Here is a 24,022-nt window from a genome sequence, read left to right as displayed (position 1 = left end):
CCTCATATACTCAGCATATTCAACATTCAACATTCAACACTCAACACTCAACATTCAACATTAAACACTCAACATTAAAAAATATGAAACAATTGAATTGGTGGAAATCCATCGCCTCGTTCCTCGTGGTACTCTTTACCATGCCGTTGGGACATGCGCTGATGATGATAATGGATAAGACGATGACTCCTGAAGCTGTGCATTACTCAGCCTTCTTCATGGGGTTGGCAGGTCTTATCATGGTAGTAATCGGTGTCTTCGTAAAGGGAGACACCAAACAGACTCTTTGGGGACTTTTCGGAGGTCTGCTTTTCTGGACCGGTTGGATAGAATTTCTGTTCCAGTACTATGCTACCCGCTGGGGTACACAGCCGGAGATGGAGAATGGCGAAGTTGTGACTCGCCCTGAATACCTCATCCTCCCTGCCACCTTCGGCATGTGGATGATGGTGATGGTGCTCTACATCTTCTCAACCAAGAACGGATGTAACTTCATCAACTGGTGGCAGCGTGTTCTCTTCCGTTCCCGCAAGAACGAGATTGCCGCCCGTCCGATGACACATCATACAAGTATCGTCACCTTCATGGAACTGAACATGATTCTCTGGACTAGCTATCTCCTGTTGATGTTCTGCTACGACAAGAACTTCCTAGGCGACCATCACCCTGTCACCTCCATCGTGGCAGCGGCTTGCCTCATTGGCAGTTTCTTCATCTTCAGGAAACAGTTGCGTTTGAGCACATGGGGAGCAAACATCCGTATGGCTATCGCAACGGTTGTTGTGTTCTGGGTTCCAGTGGAAGTGCTCGGTCGTTTGGACTTTTTCAAGGAGATTTGGATTGAGCCAGAGAAATACACCACACAGATGATTTCTATCCTCGTTGCATTCGTGGTATTGCTCGGCTACATCATGATAGCATCTAAAAGAAGACTAACGTTAAATCAGGTGAACAATGAAGAAAATAACTTGGAGAAAACAACATAAATGGTTAGGCATCGGTATGAGCTTTTTCATGCTGATGTTCTGCTTGTCGGGTATTTTGCTCAACCACCGTTCGCTTATCAAAGATGTGGACGTGAGCAGAAAATATCTGCCAAGCCGCTATGAATTCAAGAATTGGAATGGCGGGTTGCTGAGAGGAACGCTTGCTTTGGATGATGCCATATTGCTGTATGGAAACGGGGGAATCTGGCAAACGGATTCTACAGCATCCACATTCAAGGACTTTAATAAGGGGATTCCAGCAGGAGCAGACTGCCGACAGATAAGAAATGTTATCAGAACGGATGATGGTTCTGTCTGGTCGGTATCTCCATTTTCACTCTACCGGTTGGGGAGTCACAAAATATGGAAAAGCGTAACTCTTCCGACAGAGCCGGAAGAGAAGTTGAGCGACATTTCTGCTCATGGAGATACGCTTTTGGTTCTCAGCCGCTCCTATGCTTATGTTTCCTTGCCACCTTATCAGAACTTCCACCGGATAGAATTACCTATGCCAAAGGAGTATGATGGGAAGGTTACAGTCTTTCGTACGATATGGCTGCTTCACAGTGGAGAGTTGTTTGGCAGCATTGGTAAACTCATCGTAGATGGCATTGCCATCATCCTGGTGTTGCTCTGCATCTCAGGTCTTATCTTCTGGTTAAAGCCTAAACAGAAGAGGTTGCTTCGCTTTTCGCTACAATGGCATGACAAAATAGGCCGATATACCATCATGCTTACTTTGTTGATAGCCCTGACAGGTTGGTGCCTTCGTCCACCTGTGATGATAGCCTTGGTGTTGAACAAGATGCCGTCTATTCCTGGGACGACGCTTCATAGCAAGAACCCTTGGAATGACAAACTCCGTGTGGTGCGTTATGATGAAAAGTTCGGTGACTGGCTCTTGTCAACTTCGGATGGTTTCTTTTCCGTGAATTTCCAGACAGGAAAGTTGGAGTCCATCCCCAATACTCCACCAGTCAGTGTTATGGGATTGAATGTCCTTCAGCAAAACAAAGATGGTAAATGGTATTGCGGTTCGTTTAGTGGTCTCTTTGTTTGGGATAGAGTAAAGGGGACAACCGTTGATTATTCTACCGGGAAAGCTGCTTTAAAGAACACTGGCGCACCATTCGGAAAAAAGGCGATAGCAGGTATGAGCCAGGATTTCTCTGATACGCCTGTCATTGCTGAGTATAATGAAGGAACCGACTTTGCGCCACAACCCGCTTATATGAACCAACTGCCCATGTCATTATGGAATGTGGCTCTGGAGGCTCATAGCGGTAGAATCTTCATAGGTAGTATTGCTACATATATATTTATCTTCGTGATGGGAATACTTGCCGTATGGTGTCTTTGGTCTGGGTATGTCATTAGACTGGTGAAGAAAAAATAAAAAAAAGTTTTAATGCGTTGTTTTAATTGCCATATTGCCATATTGTATGTGCAAATGGTTGATACTCAGCGTAAAAGTACGTATGGCAATTCTCGGAAAAGCGCCGGGAATTGCCATATATTGTTATAGTGAGAATTAGTACCCTCATTTTCGTCGCGACGTATCAGATGCTACGTCGGGACGCAGTTGTTGTTACGTCGCGATGTATCAGATGCTACGTCGGGACGTAATTTCTTCCGCATCGATGGCGAAGTTATGAATAAAGATTGTTCATGGCAATATATGGCAGATAACCCCTAAAAATAAAGAATTGCCATACACCTAACAGCTTTGTAATCAGAGAGATTACTGGCTGGTATGGCAATATGGCAATTCTTGAAAAAAAATATTTAAAAATAAGTCTTATTACTTCACGCTCCACTCAAACAAACCACAGGACAGAGTTTCTGGCTGCTTCAGTTCGAGCTTCACAGCCTTGGTCTTCACTGGGTCGAAATTCACGATGCAGGCTACACCTCGCTTGCATGGATAAGCATCGGCTCCTGGAACTTCCTTCCAGTTGCCTGCCTCGTCCTGATAGTAGAGCTTCCAGCTGTCTGGCACCTTGCAACCGCCCCATGGCTGGTCGTCGTACCAATATACGGTGCTGGTCTTGATCTCCTTGCTCTCTGGGAAGGTGTAGGTAATCCACTCTGTAGTGTTCTTCTTTGGCCACCAGTGGATGTATGGGACAGAGCGGTCGTTCTCATCGGCTGGAACCAGTCCGTCGGTGATGCTGCTCTTGGCAGGCACTGGAGAAGAGAATTCTACCTTAGCCTGAGCTGCGAGAGTTGCAGGAGCTGATGGCTTTGCAGCCTTGACATCCTGTGGCAACCATACCTTCATGTTGCCGTTGCCACGATGAGCCCAGGCGAAGTATGGGATGAGAGTCAGGGTCTGGTCCTTGGTGCTCAGCTTGCCGCTCTTGTCGTAGGCGAGGGTCTGCACGTTCTCGGTCAAGGTCTCCATGTTCTGACCCTTGTAGAGTGTCAGCACATTCTTATATTTAGGGTCGATGAAGTCATCGTACGAGAGCTTGCCCTCAGCGAACTGAGGTTCGCGGTTCTCCAGAATGCTCATGATGTCGAAGCCCTGGTTGTCTGGCCACTCTGCGCAATATACGATAGGACCACGCTCGATGCTGATGCAGCCACGGTCGGCCTCTACCTTGTTGTTGGCACGTACGGTGCGTGCCTCCATGTCGAAGTGAACGCGAATCACATCGCCCTTCTTCCACTTGCGGTTGATGGTATAATAGCCATCCTCTGTTACCTTAGCCTCTACCTTCTTTCCGTTTACGGTGATGGTATAGCCCAGTCGCTTGCCGTCGCTGTAGTAGTAAAGGTCTGATGGTACTGGCTGACCCTTTACCCAGCCCGGGATGCGGATCTTCATACCGAACTGACCTGCCTTGTTGTCATCCACCTTGATGGCGATGTCGCCGTTCCAAGGATATTTTGTGTCCTGGCTCAAAGCCACCTTCTTGCCAGCCACTTTCAGAGAAGAAGAGTTGCTGAGGAAGAGGTTGACATATACATTCTTGTCCTTTACGGCATATACATAGCCTGGGAGGGATGGCAGGAAGCGGCAGATGTTGCTAGGGCAGCAGGCACAGCCGAACCAAGCCTGGCGCTGGTGCTGGCCCATACTCTCCAATGGGTTAGGGTAGAAGAAGCCGCCGCCGTCCATGCTCACACCACTGATGAGACCATTGTAGAGGGTGCGCTCCAATACATCGTAATACTTACTCTCGCCATGGAGAAGGAAGAGACGGTAGTTGACATAAACATTGCCGATAGCTGCGCAGGTTTCGCAGTAGGCACTCATGTTAGGCAACTCGTAGTTCTTGCCGAAAGCCTCGCCGTTGTTAGTAGCTCCGATACCTCCGGTGATGTAGAGCTTCTTGCTCACGATGTTGTCCCAGATGCGGTCGATGGCGTGGATATAGGCAGTATCTCCGGTAAGGGCAGCTACATCTGCCATACCAGCATACATATAGGTAGCACGTACGGCATGACCTACAGCCTCGTCCTGCTCCAATACCGGTTTGTGGCTCTGAGAATATTCCTGTTTGATAGATGTCTTGCCACGATAGTCGAGGAAGAACTTTGCCTCTTCGAGATATTTCTTGTTGCCTGTAGCGAGATAGAGCTTGCAGAGCGCCATTTCGGCAATCTGATGTCCCGGTACCACGCAAGCCTGTCCTGGGTTAGGACCAACCTCGCGAACCACGCAGTCGGCATAGCGGATAGCGATGTCGAGGAACTTGCGGCTACCAGTAGCCTGCCAGTGAGCCACGGCACCTTCTACCATGTGACCGAGGTTGTAGAGCTCGTGGCTCAGATCCTCTTCCTTGCTCCAGCGCTTGTCGCCAGCCCAGAAATGAGGATGCTTCGGATTCTGTGTACGGGCGGTATAGAGATATCCGTCAGCCTCCTGAGCCGGAGCAATGATATCGAGCACGCTATCGATATAAGCCTTGAGTTTCTTGTCTGGATAGGTCTGTAGCACGTAGCTGGCACCCTCAATCGTTTTGTATGGGTCGGTATCGTCGAAGCTGTAAGGCATCAGTTTGCCCACGTCGTAACTGTCGCTAGGGTGAGCAGCGCGCTCAAAGTTCTTGTATCTTCCCTCCGACTCGCATTTGCTGAAAGCCAGCGGGATGGTTACCTTGCGAGAGGTTTCGATACGCTGTCCCCAGAACGTATTGTTCCAAACCTTTACTGATGTGAAAGGCACCGGAGTGATAGGATAACCACCCGAGCTCTTGTTCACCTTCTGTGCCGAAGCAGGCATCAATGCCAATGCTGCCAAGGCTGATGTCATCAAAATCTTTTTCATGTATTGCTAGTTTATTTTGTTTGTCTTTTTGTAAGGAATGTATTCATCCCAGAGTTTCAATGAGTGCAGATAGCCTGAGAAAGGCCATGCCTCTTCGGCATTCTTGCCCAGAAGCATAAACTGCGATGGCTTGACGAGGAGCTGGATATCCTTCTGGCTGATGAGCTTGTCGTTGATGTAGATGCTCTCGATTCTGCCATCGAAGCAGACATATACGTGCTGCCACTTGTCTTCCAGTGTCTTCATCTCCTTGTAGCCGGCATCCTCATACCATCCGTAGTGGTTCATCACACCGCAGCGTGGTTCGGTGCCGTTTACCAGCATCAGCTTTTCCAGTTCATCGTGAGAAGATGTGAAATCGGCTACGCATTCATTCTCGGCAATCTCCGGATTCAGAATCCATGCCTCGATGGTATATGGTGCGTTGTCGCGGATGGTGGCTGGGAGCATGAAGTTGCTTCTGTAACTCTCCTTGCCGGTAAAGGCGAATGCCTTTTTGCCCTCTATGGTCTTGATGATGGCTGCTGTATCGTGCTGCGTCTCGAACTCGCCCTTGAGGTGAATATCCAGCGGACTGCCGTTCTTGATGTAAGGCACGGTATCGCCCTCGTTGTAGTAGTCAGCGCTGATATCTACCACCAGTCCCTGACTGTTCTTGTCGGCTACTGCCTCACGCACGATGTTGCTCTGGGCATCGAAAGTCTTTTCTGCCACCTCCTGTTCCCAGTTATAATAACGGAGATTGGTGAGGGTAAATTGTTTTTCGCCTGCACTAATTTCCAGTTTTCCTTCAGAAAGATTCAGTCGAGGATCGTTTTCATCTATCTGATGCCAGCTTCCGTTGTCGAAAGCCTGGGCGGTGAGGGTATGCTTGCGTGTCTTGCCGAGCTGCGGATGAGTCATCACCAGTTGGGTGCCCGGTTGCAGGGTGATGGCATCTTTGCCAGCCATGCGCTCTCTGAGGGCGGTGCCCTGAAGGAGCGAGAACTTGCCAGCAAGCATTCCCTCGTTGTTATGCCAGGTTGTACCATCGAAATCGGCTGCTGTCAGGCCTAGCCACTGCTGTGGGGCTGAATCTTCTACGGAACCGTAAACCTTGATGTTCCAGATGGCGCCACCGAAACCATTCTTCTGTCCGCCGGTATAGGTGAGGCGGATGTACTGCGCCTTGGCATTTCCGAAATCTACCATCGGCGAACCAGCCAGACGGTTCTGTCGCTTGTCGGAGAAGGTCTGCCAGTGCTTGCCGTCATTCGAAGTCTCGATGAGATACTGATAGAACTGTGTTCCGTATTCAAACTGAGTCCAGATGCTCTTGATGCTCTGCTTCTTGCCCAGGTCGAGCTGGATCCAGGCTGGTCCGGTGGTGCGAGGGCGCCAGAGTGTGCCGTTGTTGTCATCAACCGCATATTCCGGACGGAAATCGTTGTCGTAGTAGGAAGAGGCGGTAACCTTGGCGCCGAAGGCGAGGTTCTTTGCTACCTTCATCTCCGGTTTCAGATCGAGTCCTTCGTGGGTTGGAACGACCTCCTTGATGGTACCGTCTGCATTGAATTCGAGTTTGTCGATTGCCACCTGACGATGGAATCCACGGTTGGAATGCGGATTGTCGTGGCGATGATATACGATGTAGTAGTTGTCGCCTTCCTGCAGCACGCTGTTGTGTCCTGGACCATGAACGGTTCCATCGGCATTGGTCTTGAGGATAGTGCCGTGGTAGGTGTAAGGCCCGAGCGGACTCTTGGCTGTGGCGTAATCTACGCGGTAGCTGGCATCCTCGCAATGTTCGCAAGAGTAGAGGAAATAGTAGATGCCATTGCGCTTGAATACGAATGGCGCTTCGAAGAAGTGAGTAACCTCGGTATTCGGGATGAGCTTGGTTTCGCTGAACGATTTCATGTCAGGATTCAGCTTGCCTGCTCCGCAACCGAAGCCCTTGTAGATGCCCCAGGTGCCCCAATACATATAGACCGAACCATCATCATCTCGGAAGGTCTGACCATCCAGGGTGATGGCATTCTTTACGAATCTATCCGGTACGAGCACGGCTTCGCTCTCGCCCAGCACGTTCTTCCAAGGACCGCGAGGTGTATCGCCCACACCCAGATGAAGCTTGCAAGGCTGGCAGTAGAGGTAGTAATACTTGCCGTCGGCTTCGTTCTTCATCACATCCGGTGCCCATATCCAGTGGCTGTCCGGCCAGTTCATCGGCATCAGGGTCCAGTTCTTGAAATCCTTGCTGCACCAGAGCTGTGCCGGTCCGAAACCGGCTCCGCTACCGTCAGTAGTAGCATATATATAATAGGTATCACCAAACTTCTTGATGGTTGGGTCGGCAAAATAGCCAGACAGGATAGGGTTGCTGGCTCCCGGAGTGTTGTAAGCAGCTTTCTGGGCAGCCCCCGTTTGAGGTACTGCCGCAGCTGCTGTTACGAATAGTGTTACAATTATATTCTTATTAACCATATCAACTTCTTTTTTTCTAAATGCTTTTTTATTTCTTGATAACCTTGATGACGAATCCACCGCCCGAAGCAAGATGAATCTTCATTTCCGATTTCTGATTGATGACAGATTTCTCTATCTTGTTATCCTCGGCATCGTGGTTGGCATTGATGCCATCCTTCAATACGATTGCTTCGTAATCTCCATTTGGGAGAAAATCAAACTTTAGGGTGAGCGTGCGCTCATCCCAGTTGCTCTGACCGCCTACATACCAGTCGTTGCCCTTCTTTCTAGCGGTAACGATATACTTTCCGATTTCGCCCTGTGGCACGATGGTCTTGTCGAAGACTACTGGCAATGAAGCGATGTATCGGGTGTATGGCTCATCAGCCTCGTAGTTGGTAGGAGTGTCGGCAAGCATTGTAAACGGACTGTCCTGTACGATGTAGCAGGCAGCCTGGTGGCATCGGGTTCCCATCGAAATCGGTTTGGTGTAGATTGCCTTCCAGTTGTCTCGGGTTCCGTTTCTCATCGCTCCCGGTGTGAAATCCACCTGTCCTGCCATCATTCGGATGTATGGGAAGGTGACATCATAGAGTGGCATATCATTCTTGGCTTCCGTCCAGCGGCACTCTTCCATACCGAAAACACTCTCGTAGTTGAGGATGTTAGGATAGGTGCGGTTCAGGCCGTGTGGCTTGTAGATGCCGTGCAGGTCGAGGATGAGATGATGCTTGGCTGTGCAGGCAGCCAGGCGTTCCACCATTTCGATGGCGGTCTGGTCGTCGCGGTCCATGAAATCCACCTTGAATCCCTTGATGCCCATATCGGCATAGGTCTTGCAGATGGTTTCCAGGTTCTCGTCCATCACGTTGAAGACTGCCCAGAGTACGATATCCACGCCCTTGCTCTTACCATATTCTATGAGCTTAGGCAACTGGATATCGTCTATTGGTTTCAGAATGCTTCCCTCTTTCGAGTTGTACCATCCTTCATCAAGGATGATGTATTCCAAGCCGTGATTATGAGCAAAATCTATGTAATATTTGTAAGTATCGAAGTTGATGCCTGCCTTGAAATCCACACCTTTCAGATTCCAGTCGTTCCACCAGTCCCAGGCCACCTTGCCCGGTTTGATCCAGGAAGTATCGCCTATCTTGTTGGGAGCAGCCAGGGCGTACACCAGATTGCTGGTTGGCATCTGGGTATCGTACTCTGTGATGGCGAAGATGCGCCAAGGATAATTGCGTTTGCCGGTGCTGGTTGCGATGTAATCGCAGGTGCTCTTTACGTGGCTCATGTGTCGCCAAGGGTAGTAGGTCATCTCCTTAGGGTAGGGAGCAAAGGCGGCTCTCAGGATTCCCTTCTCCTGATCCTGTTCGCTGCTGTTAGCCTTCAGCCACATGCCCGGATACTTCTCCAGGTCGCTCTCCAGGATAGTGACTTTCGCCTTTCCGCAATCTATGGTAGCTGGCAGGAAAGCCAAATCCTGCTTAGCGGTATCGAGCCGTGTTTCGTGATAGATATTCTGGAAAGCCATGGCAAAAGGCTTTTCTGGTGTCGTAGTGTATGGCAACCATGCCTTCTTGTCCTTGCCAAACTGGTAGGCGGCGGTTTCATTCAGTATGATGGTCTTGCCTTTTCGCTGGGTATAGAATCGGTAAGCCACTCCCTCATCGTAAGCTCTCAGGATGATGCCGAAACCATTCTTCAGTTTCAGATTCAGTTCCTGATATGCTGTTTCAAAGTTTTGCTGACGATAGAATGGCGCATGGATAGTTTCCTTATGGTTGCTAAGCTTGTGACTTGCTACCTTCGGATTCTTACCCATGTCCGTTCCATCGTTCAGCGTTACACCTATTGAAGACTCCTGTAAAAGAATGGAGCCATTGTATTTAAATTGAAGAGAGAGAGACTTGTTGGTGTTGAGTTCTGCTACGATTTTACCATCTGGTGATTTCACCAGATAGTTCTCTGCCGATACTGTTGCCCCTATATATAATAAGGTGGCGATGAAAAAGAGTTTCTTAACCATAACTTTCTAGGTTTATTGTTGTTTTGTCCGTTTTGTTGTTCGCTTGGTGGCAATGCCTGTATTACCGGATTACCACAAGTTTTTATTTCTGCTGCAAATTTACGAATAGAATTGTTTATGTAATGCAAAGAAAGTCCAAAATGATGAAAATATCGTATCACAAGTATCCTGTTAGACGATAATTGTATCTTTATGTACGATAATTTTAGGACTTCGTTGATTTTTTCTGTTATTTTGCAGCCAGAAAAATAAATGAAACAATAATAAACCTAGAAGATATGGATTTAAAGCAGTTTACATTATTGATAGGTGTAGCCAGTTTGCCATCCATGACAACGGCAGCCACTGTTTATCGCACCATCTCTAAGGTGGAGGCAATATCAGTAGATTGTCCGGTGGGCACAGTTCCCCGACTTCCTAATCTCGTATGGGTAACCTATTCTGATGGTTATTCAGAGTATCGCCAGGTGCGCTGGGCTAACGCTCCGCTTGCTGATGAGCAGGCTGAGGCTGATGCGCAGAAACATCCTGCCGGGAGCCAATATGAGATAGGTGGTTTTGTGATTGGTGATGAGACTACCGACAATGGTTATCCTGTCAAGGCACAAATCAAGGTGGTGGCAGGAGGCTATCAGACTCCAGAAAAGGAAGTGGCTCATACCTTCTCACTCGCTGATGTGAGCATAGATGGTGACAACCGACTCACCCACAACCGCGATGAGGCACTCCGTGAGATCTGTTCCTGGGATGTTACCCAGCAACTCTACAACTATCGTGATACCTATGGTTTGAGCACGGAGGGCTATACCAAGAGTGATGGCTGGGATTCGCCAGACACCAAACTCAAGGGTCATGGATCTGGCCACTATATGTCGGCTATCGCACAGGCATACGCCGTGGCAACTAACCCAGAGCAGAAAGCCATCCTCCGCAAGAACATCACCCGAATGGTGAATGAGTTGCGAGAGTGTCAGGAGAAGACCTTCGTATATAATAAGGAGCTGAAGCGCAACTGGGAGGCTCGTGATTTCGCACCTGAGGCAGAACTCAGAAAGATGAAGGGCACCTGGGCTGCTTTTGATGAGTATAAGAAGCACCCTGAACTTTATGGCTACGGCTATATCAACGCCATTCCGGCTCAGCATTGTGCTCTGATTGAAATGTATCGTGCTTACAACAACTCCGATTGGGTTTGGGCACCTTATTACAGCGTACACAAGCAACTTGCCGGTCTGATAGACATCGCTACCTACTTTGATGATAAGGAAATCTGCGACAAGGCACTCCTCATCGCCAAGGATATGGGACTCTGGGTATGGAACCGCATGCACTACCGCACTTACGTAAAGCAGGACGGCACCCAGGATGAGCGCAGAGCCAAGCCGGGCAACCGCTACGAGATGTGGGACATGTACATCGCCGGTGAGGTGGGAGGTATGAGTGAATCGCTCGCCCGTCTTTCTGAGATGGTTTCCAATCCGGATGAAAAGGCAAAGCTCCTCGAGGCTGCCAACTGTTTCGATGCGCCTAAGTTCTATGATCCGCTGAGCAAGAACATCGATGACATCCGCACCCGCCATGCCAACCAGCATATTCCGATGATTATCGGAGCGCTGCGCAGCTACAAGAGCAATCAGAAGCCATACTATTACAATCTGGCAGAGAACTTCTGGAGACTGGTGCAGGGGAGATACATGTATGCGATGGGTGGTGTAGGAAATGGAGAGATGTTCCGCCAGCCATATACCCAGATTCTGAGTATGGCAACCAATGGACTGCAGGAAGGCGAATCGGAGGCTTATCCGGATATCAACGAAACCTGCTGCGCGTATAACCTCGTCAAGTTGAGCAAGGATTTGAACTGTTATAACCCTGATAATGCACAGTATCTCGACTATATCGAGCGTACGCTGTATAATCAGATTATCGGTTCGCTCAATCCGGACCAGTATCAAACCTGCTATCAGTATGCAGTAGGATTGAATGCCACCAAGCCGTTCGGCAACGAGACACCTCAGAGCACCTGCTGCGGTGGTACAGGTTCTGAAAATCATACCAAGTACCAGCAGTCGGCTTATTTTGCCAACGATCATACCCTCTGGGTAGGTCTCTATATGCCAACCACCCTCCACTGGAAGGAGAAGGGCGTGACTATCAAGCAGGATTGCCTGTGGCCGGCACAGCATTCAGCCATCAAGATTACGGAAGGCGAGGGCGATTTCACCCTGAAACTCCGTGTACCATACTGGGCGACTCAAGGTTTCTCCATCAAGGTGAACGGCAAGGAAGTGGCAAAGAGCTATCAGCCTAGCACCTATGTAGAACTGGAGCAGAAGCACTGGAAGGTGGGAGATGTCGTAGAAATCGACATGCCATTCAGCAAGCATATCGAATATGGTGCCGACAAGCTTTCGAGCGATGTGGCAAGTCTGGATGGTACTCCGCTGAAGACATCCTGGGTAGGAACCCTGATGTACGGACCATTGGTGATGGCGGGTACAGGTGCACAGACCTGGAACCAGGCTACGCTGAACATCGACTCCCGATTGAGTAATATCACCGTGGGCGAATCGAACGGCGTGACCACAGGCGCAGGAGCCAATCTCCTTACCCTGAAGTTGGATGGCAAGGAATTCCAGCCCGATTATTACCGCAACGCCAACAGTACCCACTACTACCGCATCAACCTGACCGATGCCAAGAGCAAGAAGAGCAAGAAGGTGAAGATAGATTTCACCGAACTGAATTCTCTCCTGAATCTTGCCGCAGAGCGTAAGGCTGACCAGGAGAAGTGGAATGCCCTTTCGCAGAAGGTTCCGGAGTATGCTCCATGGGCACCATTCGGCTATGAGCGCATGCAGAAGGTGATGGCTCAGGCACAGGAACTGGTGGCAAAGGGCAAGAAGAAGGTGACCCAGGATGAACTGGAAGGTACTACTGCCATCCTGAACCGTGCCATCAACACGATGCGCCCTGGCAATCTTGCAGAGATGGAAGACCTCCGAGAACTCTCCGGTCTGCTTCGCCGTGCCGGCTGGCCGGATGACAACACCAGCGAGGAACTCAAGGAAGCCATCAGCTATGGCAGAATGGTTCAGAAATACGTGACCGACGGAAGTGGAACTCACGACATGATTCATGCCGCTGTGGGAAAACTGAAGAAGGCGATGAAACAATAAAGATATAGAAACAATAAAACATTAAAGACAACAAAGACATCATTTAGAATAAACAACATTTAAGTGTAACAAAATCGGCTTAAAAGACGAAAATATCGTCTAAATCGCCAGGTTTGGACGATATTTTCACTTTTTTAGACGATAATGTAGCATAATATACAAAATATTTTGTTACTTTGCAATCGAAATTTAAACAATAATAAACCTAGCATGAATAGAATATGAGACAGACACAAAAAATCTCAGGCTTTGTACATAGTCAAGCTTATGTAAAAGCCATCGCGTGTTTGGTCCTTGCCTGCGGAGGTACATTACCTACTTTAGCAGCAAGCGAGACCTTATCAAACCCTAAGGTAGAGGAAGCTCAGCAGAGTGAAATTACCGTAAAGGGTACAGTTGTTGATGATGCCGGTGAGCCAGTCATCGGAGCTACCATTATGGAAAAAGGAACCCGTAATGGTACGGTTACTGATATTGATGGTAACTATGTTATTAAGGTAAAGCGTAATGCTCAGTTGACTATTTCGTACTTGGGATATGCTACTCAGGTAGTTCCTGCCGGAACTTCAAAAGTGGTTTTGAAATCTAACGATACCAAATTGAATGAAGTGGTGGTCGTAGGTTTCGGTACCCAGAAAAAGGTAAACCTTACCGGTGCGGTGACTGCAGTATCGGGCGAGGAATTGGATAGTCGACCTGTAAGCAATGCCACCCAGGCTTTGCAGGGTATGGTAGCTGGTTTGCAGATTACCCAGGCTGCAGGTAGTTTGGATGATACTCCAAGCTTGAATGTACGTGGAACAACTACAATCGGACAGGGTTCCAGCGGAAGTCCGTTGGTCTTGATCGATGGTATGGAGGGTGATATCAATACCATCAATCCTCAGGATATTGCCAGCGTATCAGTATTGAAGGATGCAGCTGCATCATCTATTTATGGTTCTCGTGCACCTTTCGGTGTCATATTGATTACTACAAAGACGGGTGGCAAGCGTGACAAGGTAAGTGTAAACTACAACAATAATTTCCGCTTCAGTACCCCAATTCGTATGAAGCATAGTATGAATTCTGTCGATTTTGCTTGTATGCAGAATGATGCGAATACGAACATTGGTGGTGGTCAGCTTTTTACACCAGACCATGTTCAGCGTATGAAGGATTGGATAGAGGGCGAATATGTTAATGCTGGTACCCGTAAGGATAAAAATGGCAATTTGATTTATTCTTTGGATGCGGATGCTAAAGGCTATTGGTTGAGTGGATTTACCGATGGTTATGCTTCTACCGATTTCTATGATGCAATATACAAAAAGCATACATTCTCTCAGGAGCACAATGTAAGTGCAACCGGTGGTGACGAAAAACTCAACTACTATGCTTCTTTTGGATATTTAGGTCAGGATGGCTTGATCAAGGTTGCTGATGAAGGTAGTAGCCGATATACTGCTACAGCCAAGATTTCTTCACAGTGGACGAATTGGATGAAGTTTAACTACTCTCTCCGTTTTGTTCGCAAGGATTATCATCGTCCTCAGTCTTTGGGTTCTGGTGTATATGAATATCTTGGTGGACAGTGGCCATGTGTTCCTTTGTATGATAGAAATGGTAATCTCTATAATGAGATGGTAAATACCATGACTAATGGTGGTACATATCGTTATCAGAATGATGAGTATAATCATCAAGTAGGTTTGGACATTGAACCAATCAAGAATTGGGTTACCCATGCTATCTTCAACTATCGTACATCCCATAATGAGAGTCATACAGATATGCAGCATACTTATCTGTATAATCTGAATGGTGAGGCTTACGACCAGAATAATTTTACCTATGTAGGTGAAGATTACTATAAGGAAAATTATACAAATTTCCAACTCTATTCTGAGTATTCGTTCAATTTGCAGAAGAAGCATAACTTCCATATTATGGCTGGTTTCCAGTCTGAGGATGAGCGTATGAAGTACAAATATGCAGATAGAGCTGGTCTCATCGTTGGTAATAAGCCTCAAATTGATGGTACAACTGGTATTGATGCTTATGGTACTCCTGTGGATCCATCTGTGTCTGGCAACATGAGCCGTTGGACAACTTGTGGTTTCTTTGGTCGTTTGAATTATGATTATCAGGGCAAGTATCTCTTTGAGGTTAATGGCCGATATGATGGTTCTTCAAGATTCCGCCCGGGAAATCAGTGGAAGTTCTTCCCATCTGTATCTGCAGGTTGGAATATAGCACAAGAGAAGTTCATGCTGCCAATCAATGATTGGATTGGTCAGTTGAAGCTTCGTGTATCTTATGGTAACTTGGGTAACCAAAATGTTGGTACTTACCAGACTTATCAGAAGATTGGTGTATATGCCAACAATGGTACATGGCTGCAGGATGGTTTGAAACCTATGACAGCTTGGGCACCAGGCCTGGTTTCTCAGAATTTGACATGGGAAACCATCCAGAGTTTCAATGTCGGTCTTGACTTTGCGTTCTTGAAGGATCGCTTGCATGGATCATTTGACTGGTATGTGCGTAAGACAAAAAATATGATAGGTAATGCTCCTGAACTTCCAAGCATCTTGGGTACAGCTGTACCTGTTACTAACAATACCGACTTGCGTACCAATGGTTGGGAGTTGACTATCGGTTGGAACGACCGCTTGTCTAATGGTTTGCAGTATGGAATCAGCCTCAATCTCTCTGATGCCTATGCTACTATCACAAGATATCCTAATAACCCTTCTCATTCATTGGGTAACTATATTGAGGGACAGCGTATTGGTGATATCTACGGCTTTGAGACCATCGGTATAGCTAAGAGTCAAGAAGAGATGGATGCTCATATCGCAAAGGTTGACCAGAGTACAATTGACAATAACAAGTGGGGTGCTGGTGATATCATGTATCGTGACCTCAATAATGATGGTAAGATTTCCTGGGGTGCCAATACATTGGAAGATCATGGAGATCTTAAGAAGATAGGTAATTCCACACCACGTTATCTCTTCGGTATCGACTTGAATGCTGCTTGGAAAGGCTTCGATGTACGTTGTTTCTTCCAGGGTGTCATGAAGCGTGAATATTGGGCCAGTACACGTTACTTCTTTGGTACTTTCGAATATGGTCGTTGGTATCAGGTCTGCCTGGATGGTTTGCAAGACTATTATCGTGACGAGAACTCTTGGTCTGTTGTCAATGGCTTCCAGGAGCCAAACAAGGACGCTTACTTGCCACGTGCAGCCTATAGCGCCAAGAATGAGCAGGTTCAGACAAAGTATCTGCAGGATGCTTCTTACATTCGTTTGAAGAACCTTCAGATTGGTTATACCTTGCCACAGGATTTGACACGTAAGATTTCTATTGAGAAACTTCGTGTTTACTTCTCGGGTGAGAATCTCTGGACAGGAACATCTCTTCGCAAGCAGTATGACCCAGAGACCATCGGTACATGGTATGGTAATGGATATCCATTGAATACAACCTTCTCTTTTGGTTTAAGTTTAACATTATAAATATTAGAATGATATGAAATTCAATATATCTTTAAAGGTACTTCCTTTGTTGGCATGCGGTATGTTGATGGCTTCTTGTAATGATTTCCTGAAGCAAGAGCCTCTTACAGATATTACTCCTACCGACTATTACAAGGATGCTACTCAGCTTCAAGCTGTAGCTAATGCTTTTTATCAGACTGTATTGCCATATCATAGTGGTGCAGGCTATGGTACATTCGCATACGATAATGGTACAGATAATCAGACTGGTTCTGATGGCGATTCTAAGTATAAGAAAGGTAGTTGGAAGACTAGTAACGACAACTCTTCATGGAGCTGGAACAATATTCGTGATATCAACTATCAGTTGAATATAGCACAGTCTAACTATGAGAATGGATTGATTGCGGGTAATGAAAATAAGATTCGTCAATATATCGGCGAGTTACACTTCTTCCGTGCCTATGCTTATTTCAGTTTTTACAAGAGTTTCGGTGACTTACCTATTGTGACAGAGGCCATGCCTGAAAATGAGGCTATCCTTGTAGCAGCTAATAAGCGTAGTCCTCGCAACGAGGTTGCTCGTTTCATTCTTGCCGATCTGGATTCTGCTGTAACCTATATGGAGCCTGATGGTTGGGAAGCAACCACACGTATCTCTCCTGCAGTTGCTCATCTGTTTGCATCACGTGTAGCCTTGTTTGAGGGTTCTTGGTTGACCAACTTCGCTGGTACTCCGTTCGTTCCTAATGGTGAGGGATGGCCAGGAAAGGCAAAAGACTATAATGCAAATTATCAGTATCCTACAGGTAGCGTTGAGGCTGAAGCTAAGTACTTCTTCCAGAAGGCGGTTGATGAGGCTGCCATTGTAGGTGATGCTTATGTAGGCAAATTGGATAAGAATACAGGTATCGTACCTCAGTCTTTATCTGATACCAATCCTTATTTCTATAAGTTTGGTAATACCGACATGTCTGCCTATCCTGAGGTTCTTCTCTGGAAGGCCTATAATAAGGGTAAAGGTGTGACTGATAACATTGAGGTAGCTGTAAACCGTGGTAATACCTATACTGGTTTTACCCGTGGTATGATTGATGCCTTTCTGATGAAGGATGGTAAGCCTACTTATGCACACCATGATGGATATGTATATGAAGATACAACGACTCATGCAGTAGTTCGCAATCGTGACCCACGTTTGTTTATCTTCTTGAAGCGTCCTGGTCAGAAGAACGTTCTTCAGGGTGAGGATAATAATATTGCTGCTGAGCAGGTTCGTCCAATAGAGCCAGTTCCTCAAGTGTTTACTCGCTCATTTGACGTAACTTATACTACTGGTTATGCTATTCGAAAGGGTGGTACGTTTAATCAGAACCTGGCCGAAAACCAGGCTGGTTATACAGCATCTATCACATTCCGTGCAACAGAGGCTTTGCTCAACTATATTGAAGCTCAATATATGCTCGATCATCATTTGAATGCAAAGAGCATTTCATATTGGAAGGCTATCCGTGAGGCTGCTGGCTTTACGGGTGAGGCTGCTGACCCTCAGACAACTATTGCTGCCACAGATATGGCACAGGAGTTAAAGGGTTATACCGATGGTTCTGGTACACAATATGATTGGGGTGCATTTTCTGCAGGCAAGGCATTGACTGATCCTACTTTGTATAGTATTCGTCGTGAACGTCGTACAGAGTTGATGGCTGAAGGTCTTCGTTGGATGGATTTGATTCGCTGGCGTTCACTCGATCAGTTGATGAAACAGCCTTATCAGCTTGAGGGCTTCCATCTTTGGAATACTCCAATGGAAAAATGGTATACAGAAGACCAGTTGGTAGATGATGGTTCTGTTACAGCTACAGTATCTTCTCGTAAGTTGACTGAGTATTTCCGTCCTTACCAGATTGTTTCTACCAATATGCTTTACAATGGTATGACCTGGTCTATGGCTCAGTACCTACAGCCAATGCCTTTGCGTCAGTTTATGCTTACCGCTCCTGACCATAAGACCTATGCAGACTCTCCATTGTACCAGAATCCATACTGGCCTATGGAACCAGATGAGGCTGCAGAGCAGTAAATCTTGAATTTCAATTTCCCTTGAGGTCTTTAGAGATAAGACAAGGGGATATATATAAAAGCCCCCGATAGTAACAATGCTATCGGGGGCTTTGTTTTCTTTTAAACCTAAATAAGTTTTTCAATCTCTTTAATAGAAAGACCTGTACCTTTGGCAACTTGTTCTTGTGTGAGCCCCATGCCGAGAAGACGCTTTGCGGTGGCCAACTTTTCTTTGGCAACACCTTCTTCTCTGCCTTCTTCCTTCGCAGTATCGATCGAATTTTTTATATCTCGGTAAGCCTTGAGGCTGTCCTCGTATTCTCGTAGCTCTTGTTTGAAACCAAAGTCGGTAAGTAAGCTGATATATCGTTCTTCTGATAATCTCATAATCTGTTCTTTTTATAGAATTCTTTTGGCAAAGATACGATATTTGTATCATTTTAGACGATATTGCGAGCGTTTTTGCAAGATTATCAGTACTTTTGTGGCGAAATAATAAATAACGCAAAAATCATAACCGAAATGAAACGAATATTCTTATCGCTGATACTTACAGCAGCTACCTTGCCTTGGGCTACTGCAGCCCTGGCGCAGCAGGACCCATCTGAGGCTCCTGCCACCAGACCCGTAAATCCTGTTTCTGCACCACAGAAACTCATCTTCGTACCGGACTCTCTGAAACCCTATGATTTCAATAAGGATGATGAGAGATGGTGCTGGCGACATAGTGCACAGACCCAGAATATCGTGTATTTCTGGGAAAAGCCGTTTGGAGATAATCCGCAGAATCCTCCTTCGCTCGAAGGTAAGCCGATGAAATTCGACCTGGGCAATCTACAGACTCAGGTAGAACGGTTCTATCGTTTCTTCCGTGACACCCTGAAGTTCTCTCTGCCGGGCAGCATCTGCGACAAGTATAAGATGATGGTGATGGTGAACTATTCGCTGGAAGGAACTGCTTACGGCGGAACTTACGATGACTTTATCGGAGCGCTCTGGGTAACACCTAACCGTATTCAAGATAAGAAACTCAACTGTTTGGCTCACGAGTTGGGACACAGTTTCCAGCTTCAGATTATGGCAGACAAAACGGGCGAAGCCTGGGGTGGAAGCGGCTTCTTCGAGATGACATCCCAATGGATGCTCTGGAGAGTGAATCCCGACTGGATAACAGATGAGAAGTATCATTTCGATGCCTTCAGACAGCTTACCCATAAGGGTTATCTGCATCTGGACAACATCTATCATTCGCCATACGTGATAGAGTGGTGGGCTGAGAAGCATGGTTTGGAAAGCATCGCCCAGCTCTATCGTGAGGGAAAAGTAGGAGAGGACCCGGTTGTTACCTACAAGCGGAAGTATAAGATGACTCAGAAGCAGTTTAATGATGAGATGTTCGACTGCTATCGTCATCTCGTGAACTTCGATTTCGGTTATGCCCGTAAGGAGACCCGACCTTATGCCTGCACCTTCGATACCAGGATGCTGAAGCAGAAGAATGGTTATCTTCGTCCGGATACAGCTTCGGTTCCAGAGAACTATGGCTTTAATGCCATCAAGTTGGAAATCCCGAAGGCAGGCAAGAAGGTTACTGTAGATTTCAGAGCCCTCGATGCCGAGGACAAGGTGTTCAAGGCATCCAAGGACAAGATGGCACGCACCATCGGTTACCGTTATGGATTGGTGGGAGTAACTGCCGATACCGATGAATGTATCTACAGTCCGATGGGTGAAGCGATGAACGGAAAGGTTTCGCTTGTGGCTCCAAAGTCCCAGCCTCTCAAGGCGCTCTATCTCGTGGTGATGGGTGCTCCTTCGAATCATTCGCTCGATCCATCTTCCCGCCGTTTCCCTTATGAGGTAAGAGTGAAATAAGAGTGAAGTACGGATTGGATAAGAATCATCTGCTTAAAATAAAAATATCATCGCTTATGAAGAATAAGACTTTTATAAAGAATAAGACTTTATTTGCTGCATCTCTCGCCTTGATGATGGCTTTGCCGATGCAGGCACAACGCTTTGAAGACAACTTCGAAGATAAGACGCTGCGACTGGATTACATCGTGGCGGGCGATAGCGTGAACCAGGCTATCTATTTCGAACAGGCTTACAGCAACCCTACATGGGCGGGAAGAAAGACAAGACTGGATGAGAAATTCCTGAACGGCAACGGACAGGTGACCGTGTATGAGCATGGTACCAACAAGGTGCTCTATGTAAATACTTTCTCAACACTCTTCCAGGAATGGCAGCTTACACAGGAGGCAAAGCATCTGCAGAAATCATTCGAGAGCAGTTTCCTCGTGCCGTTCCCAAAGAAGCCGGTGGATGTAAGCATCACCCTGAGCGATACGCATCAGAAGGTGACTGCAGAACTGCGCCATACCATCAATCCACAGGATATCCTCATCCGACCATTGGGCGAGAATGGCATCCCTTACCGCTATATCGTGAAGAGCGGAGAGGCTGCCGACTGTGTTGACCTCGCCATCATCGCCGAGGGTTATCGCCAGGACCAGATGGATAAGTTCTATCAGGATGCGCAGCGGGCAGCCGATGCCATCTTCGAGCGCGAACCTTTCGCTTCGCTCAAGTCGAGATTCAACGTGGTGGCTGTTGCGGCTCCATCGCTCGATGAGGGACCAAGTATTCCGCACGAAGGGAAATGGAAGAACACGATGGCTTGCTCTCATTACGATACTTTCTATTCGAACCGTTATCTCACCACGAGCAAGATTCATCGCATCTATGATGCCTTGAGTAATGTGCCTTTCGAGCAGATCATCGTATTGGTGAATTCTCCTACCTATGGTGGCGGCGGCATCTACAACCAGGTTACGCTTTCTACCTCTGATCATCCTACGTTCAAGAAGGTGCTGGTACATGAGTTCGGTCATGGCTATGCGGGCTTGGGTGATGAGTACAGTACCGATGAGTACGACCCGATGTATCCTGGTGATACCGAGCCTTGGGAGCCGAACCTCACCACGCTGAAGGATTTCCAGAGCAAGTGGGCGGATATGATGCCAAAGGGCGTGAAGATTCCTACGCCGCTTGTCAAACTACCGGATCATAAGAATATCAAGAACGCGAAGGAGCAGAAGAAACTCAACGAAGCCGTCTTCAAGATTGGTGTGTTCGAGGGGGCGGGCAACCAGAGCAAGGGATGTTACCGTCCGGCACAGGTTTGCCGTATGCGAATCAACGAAGTGGATGATTTCTGTCCGGTTTGCCAGCGTGCCATCCGTCGCATTACCGATTTCTATACTGGGAAATAATATTTTCCTAACTGGAGAAAAATACTTAAGAAGTCAACAAGTAAAATATCAAGCATAATGAAGAATCAGATTTTAGGCCTTTCGCTGTTGAGCGCAGCTTTGGCGATGCCGGCAGCTACAGCTTCAGCACAGGGCACATTAGAAGATTACAACAGAGCCTATGCGCTGCGTCATCAGTTTTCAGCCGATTCCGTGTTCCATTGGGTACGCTCATCGGCTTGGTGCGACTCCACCCACGTACTGCATTATCAGATTTCTACTCCTCAGGGCAAGAAGTTTGTTTCCTATGATGCCGACAAGGATGAGATGAAGACTTATGATTCGCAGGAAGCGATGGAGAAGGCGCTGGGCATCAAGCCTCGTCCTGCCAACAAACCTCAGTTTGGCAGACGCCACGAGCGCCATTGGATGGAGGTAGATGAGGAGAAGGAGGCTTATCCGGTACTTTCGCCCGACGGCAAGATGGAAGCCTACATCGAAGGTTACAACGTGGTGGTTCATGAGGTAGGAAAACCTTATACCGAAGCCAAGCGAATCCTTACCCAGGATGGTACCATCGGATGCTATTACAGCAACCGCATCCAATGGAGCCCAGACGGCAAGCACATCTTCGTATGCAAGCGTGTTCCGGTAGAGAAACGCTATGCCTACTACGTAGAATCTTCGCCTGCCGACCAGCTGCAGCCTATCCTCCACAAGCAGGAGTATGCCAAGCCGGGCGATGCCCTGCCACAGCATTATCCGGTCATCATCGATGTGGCTACCGGAAAGAAGGTGGAGGCTGACAAGCATCAGATAGAAAACCAGTATGAACTGGAGTGGATGCAATGGACACCAGACAGCAAGGAGGTGACGATGGAGTACAACCAGCGTGGGCATCATCTCTATCAGATGCTGGCGATGAATGCCGAAACCGGCAAGCTTCGTACCATGGTAGAGGAGCGTGCCAATACTTTCGTGAACTATGGTCGTCTGTGGCGTCAGTTTATCAAGGATGGCAAGCAACTGCTCTGGATGAGCGAGCGCGACAACTGGAACCATCTCTATCTCTACGATGTGCAGAAGTCGAAGGTTATCCGACAGATTACAAAGGGCGACTGGTTTGTTCGCGGCATCCAGCGTGTGGATGAAGAGAAGGGAGAAATCTATTTCTCGGCTAGTGGCGTGAACAAGAATGAGGACCCATATCTAGTACATTATTATAAAATAGGTATCGACGGCAAGAATATGGTGGCGCTCACTCCTGAAGAGGGAAATCATAGTGCCCAATATACCTATGATTACCGTTATCTCCTGGATACCTATTCTAAGGTGGATGCTGCTCCTGTTACCGTGCTCAGAGATGTGCAGACCGGTAAGCTCGTCAAGACCCTGGAGACGGCTGATATTACTACTTTGAAGAAGCACGGATGGGTAGCTCCTGAGGTGTTTGTGGCTAAGGGGCGTGATGGCAAGACTGATATGTGGGGCATCATCCAGCGCCCTACCAATTTCGATCCGAACAAGAAATATCCGGTTATCGAGTATATCTATTCGGGTCCGGGCGATGCCTATACTCCGAAGAGTTTCATGCCATACAACTGGTACACCACTTCGCTTGCCGAACTCGGTTTCATCGTAGTCCAGCTCGATGCGATGGGAACTTCCTATCGCGGCAAGAAGTTTGAGGAGGTTTGCTACAAGAATCTGAAGGATGCCGGATTCCCAGACCGTGAACTCTGGATCAAGGCTGCAGCCAAGAAGTATCCTTATATGGATGCTGATAATGTGGCAATCTATGGCTGTTCGGCAGGCGGACAGGAGAGTACCACAGCCGTATTGCTGCATGGCGATTTCTACAAGGCAGCCTATAGTGCCTGCGGCTGTCATGACAACCGGATGGATAAAATCTGGTGGAACGAGCAATGGATGAGCTGGCCTATCGATTCCAGTTACGTGGAGTGCAGCAACGTGGAGAATGCCCACAAGCTGGAGCGCCCGTTGATGCTGGTGGTAGGTGAGATAGATGACAACGTAGATCCATCGAGCACCTATCAGGTGGTGAATGCGCTGGAAAAGGCGAATAAGGATTTCGAACTCGTGGTGATTTCTGGAGCCCATCATACCATGGGCGAACTCTATGGTGAGCACAAGCGTTACGATTTCTTCGTGAAGAATCTGCTGGGTGTGAAACCGCCTAAATGGAGCGATGTAAAGAGCAAGTAATTCAGGTTTCAATCTGTTGATAGTGAAACTTCTCACTTGAATCATTATTTAAGTTTTGCCCTGAAG

Annotated in this window: 12 protein-coding genes; 8 read left to right on the top strand and 4 right to left on the bottom strand. The window is 47.4% G+C overall.

Annotated features, from left to right (window positions below; all coding sequences use genetic code 11):
* Positions 1-83 precede the first annotated feature (83 nt).
* On the top strand, positions 84-986 hold the full coding sequence (locus tag ONT18_RS08435) for a hypothetical protein (protein ID WP_119228953.1): 903 nt from the start codon (positions 84-86) through the stop codon (positions 984-986).
* Complete coding sequence (locus tag ONT18_RS08430) at positions 955-2,382, top strand: PepSY domain-containing protein (RefSeq protein WP_264904925.1); 1,428 nt, start codon at positions 955-957, stop codon at positions 2,380-2,382. Before ONT18_RS08435 ends, ONT18_RS08430 begins: the two co-directional genes overlap by 32 nt.
* A gap of 405 nt (positions 2,383-2,787) precedes the next feature.
* Here ONT18_RS08430 and ONT18_RS08425 read toward each other — a convergent pair whose 3' ends face one another.
* Genes ONT18_RS08425 through ONT18_RS08415 form a run of 3 tightly spaced genes read right to left on the bottom strand, consistent with a single transcriptional unit; the run spans position 2,788 to position 9,742 of the window.
* On the bottom strand, positions 2,788-5,262 hold the full coding sequence (locus ONT18_RS08425) for a glycoside hydrolase family 127 protein (protein ID WP_264904923.1): 2,475 nt from the start codon (positions 5,260-5,262) through the stop codon (positions 2,788-2,790).
* A 6-nt stretch (positions 5,263-5,268) separates the two neighbouring features.
* Positions 5,269-7,728 carry a family 43 glycosylhydrolase gene (locus ONT18_RS08420; RefSeq protein ID WP_264904921.1) on the bottom strand — a complete coding sequence of 820 codons (2,460 nt, stop codon included), beginning with the start codon at positions 7,726-7,728 and terminating at the stop codon, positions 5,269-5,271.
* A gap of 28 nt (positions 7,729-7,756) precedes the next feature.
* Positions 7,757-9,742 carry a glycoside hydrolase family 97 protein gene (locus tag ONT18_RS08415; protein ID WP_264904919.1) on the bottom strand — a complete coding sequence of 662 codons (1,986 nt, stop codon included), beginning with the start codon at positions 9,740-9,742 and terminating at the stop codon, positions 7,757-7,759.
* A 278-nt stretch (positions 9,743-10,020) separates the two neighbouring features.
* Here ONT18_RS08415 and ONT18_RS08410 point away from each other — a divergent pair, with 278 nt between their 5' ends.
* The 3 genes from ONT18_RS08410 to ONT18_RS08400 all read left to right on the top strand — a co-directional run bounded on the left by ONT18_RS08410 (position 10,021) and on the right by ONT18_RS08400 (position 18,492).
* Complete coding sequence (locus tag ONT18_RS08410; protein WP_437183717.1) at positions 10,021-12,921, top strand: beta-L-arabinofuranosidase domain-containing protein; 2,901 nt, start codon at positions 10,021-10,023, stop codon at positions 12,919-12,921.
* Positions 12,922-13,142: 221 nt separating this feature from the next.
* Positions 13,143-16,427 carry a SusC/RagA family TonB-linked outer membrane protein gene (locus ONT18_RS08405; protein ID WP_264904917.1) on the top strand — a complete coding sequence of 1,095 codons (3,285 nt, stop codon included), beginning with the start codon at positions 13,143-13,145 and terminating at the stop codon, positions 16,425-16,427.
* A gap of 13 nt (positions 16,428-16,440) precedes the next feature.
* Positions 16,441-18,492 carry a RagB/SusD family nutrient uptake outer membrane protein gene (locus ONT18_RS08400; RefSeq protein WP_264904915.1) on the top strand — a complete coding sequence of 684 codons (2,052 nt, stop codon included), beginning with the start codon at positions 16,441-16,443 and terminating at the stop codon, positions 18,490-18,492.
* 107 nt (positions 18,493-18,599) lie between these two features.
* Here the strand turns inward: ONT18_RS08400 and ONT18_RS08395 are convergent, their stop codons facing one another.
* The gene (locus ONT18_RS08395; RefSeq protein WP_264904913.1) at positions 18,600-18,860 is read right to left on the bottom strand and encodes a hypothetical protein; all 261 of its coding nucleotides are present in this window, start codon (positions 18,858-18,860) and stop codon (positions 18,600-18,602) included.
* 135 nt (positions 18,861-18,995) lie between these two features.
* Here ONT18_RS08395 and ONT18_RS08390 point away from each other — a divergent pair, with 135 nt between their 5' ends.
* The 3 genes from ONT18_RS08390 to ONT18_RS08380 are packed head-to-tail and all read left to right on the top strand — an operon-like array spanning position 18,996 to position 23,956.
* Positions 18,996-20,348: a DUF6055 domain-containing protein gene (locus tag ONT18_RS08390; protein WP_264904911.1), complete on the top strand. Its 1,353-nt coding sequence runs from the start codon at positions 18,996-18,998 to the stop codon at positions 20,346-20,348.
* Positions 20,349-20,404: 56 nt separating this feature from the next.
* Positions 20,405-21,751 (top strand): M64 family metallopeptidase, encoded by a 1,347-nt coding sequence (locus tag ONT18_RS08385; RefSeq protein ID WP_437183716.1) that lies wholly within the window; start codon positions 20,405-20,407, stop codon positions 21,749-21,751.
* A 57-nt stretch (positions 21,752-21,808) separates the two neighbouring features.
* The gene (locus ONT18_RS08380; RefSeq protein ID WP_437183715.1) at positions 21,809-23,956 is read left to right on the top strand and encodes a DPP IV N-terminal domain-containing protein; all 2,148 of its coding nucleotides are present in this window, start codon (positions 21,809-21,811) and stop codon (positions 23,954-23,956) included.
* The last annotated feature ends 66 nt before the right edge of the window (positions 23,957-24,022 follow it).

It is taken from the genome of Segatella copri (assembly GCF_026015295.1).
Lineage (GTDB): Bacteria > Bacteroidota > Bacteroidia > Bacteroidales > Bacteroidaceae > Prevotella > Prevotella copri_C.
This window is presented reverse-complemented; position numbering and strand designations above follow the sequence as displayed.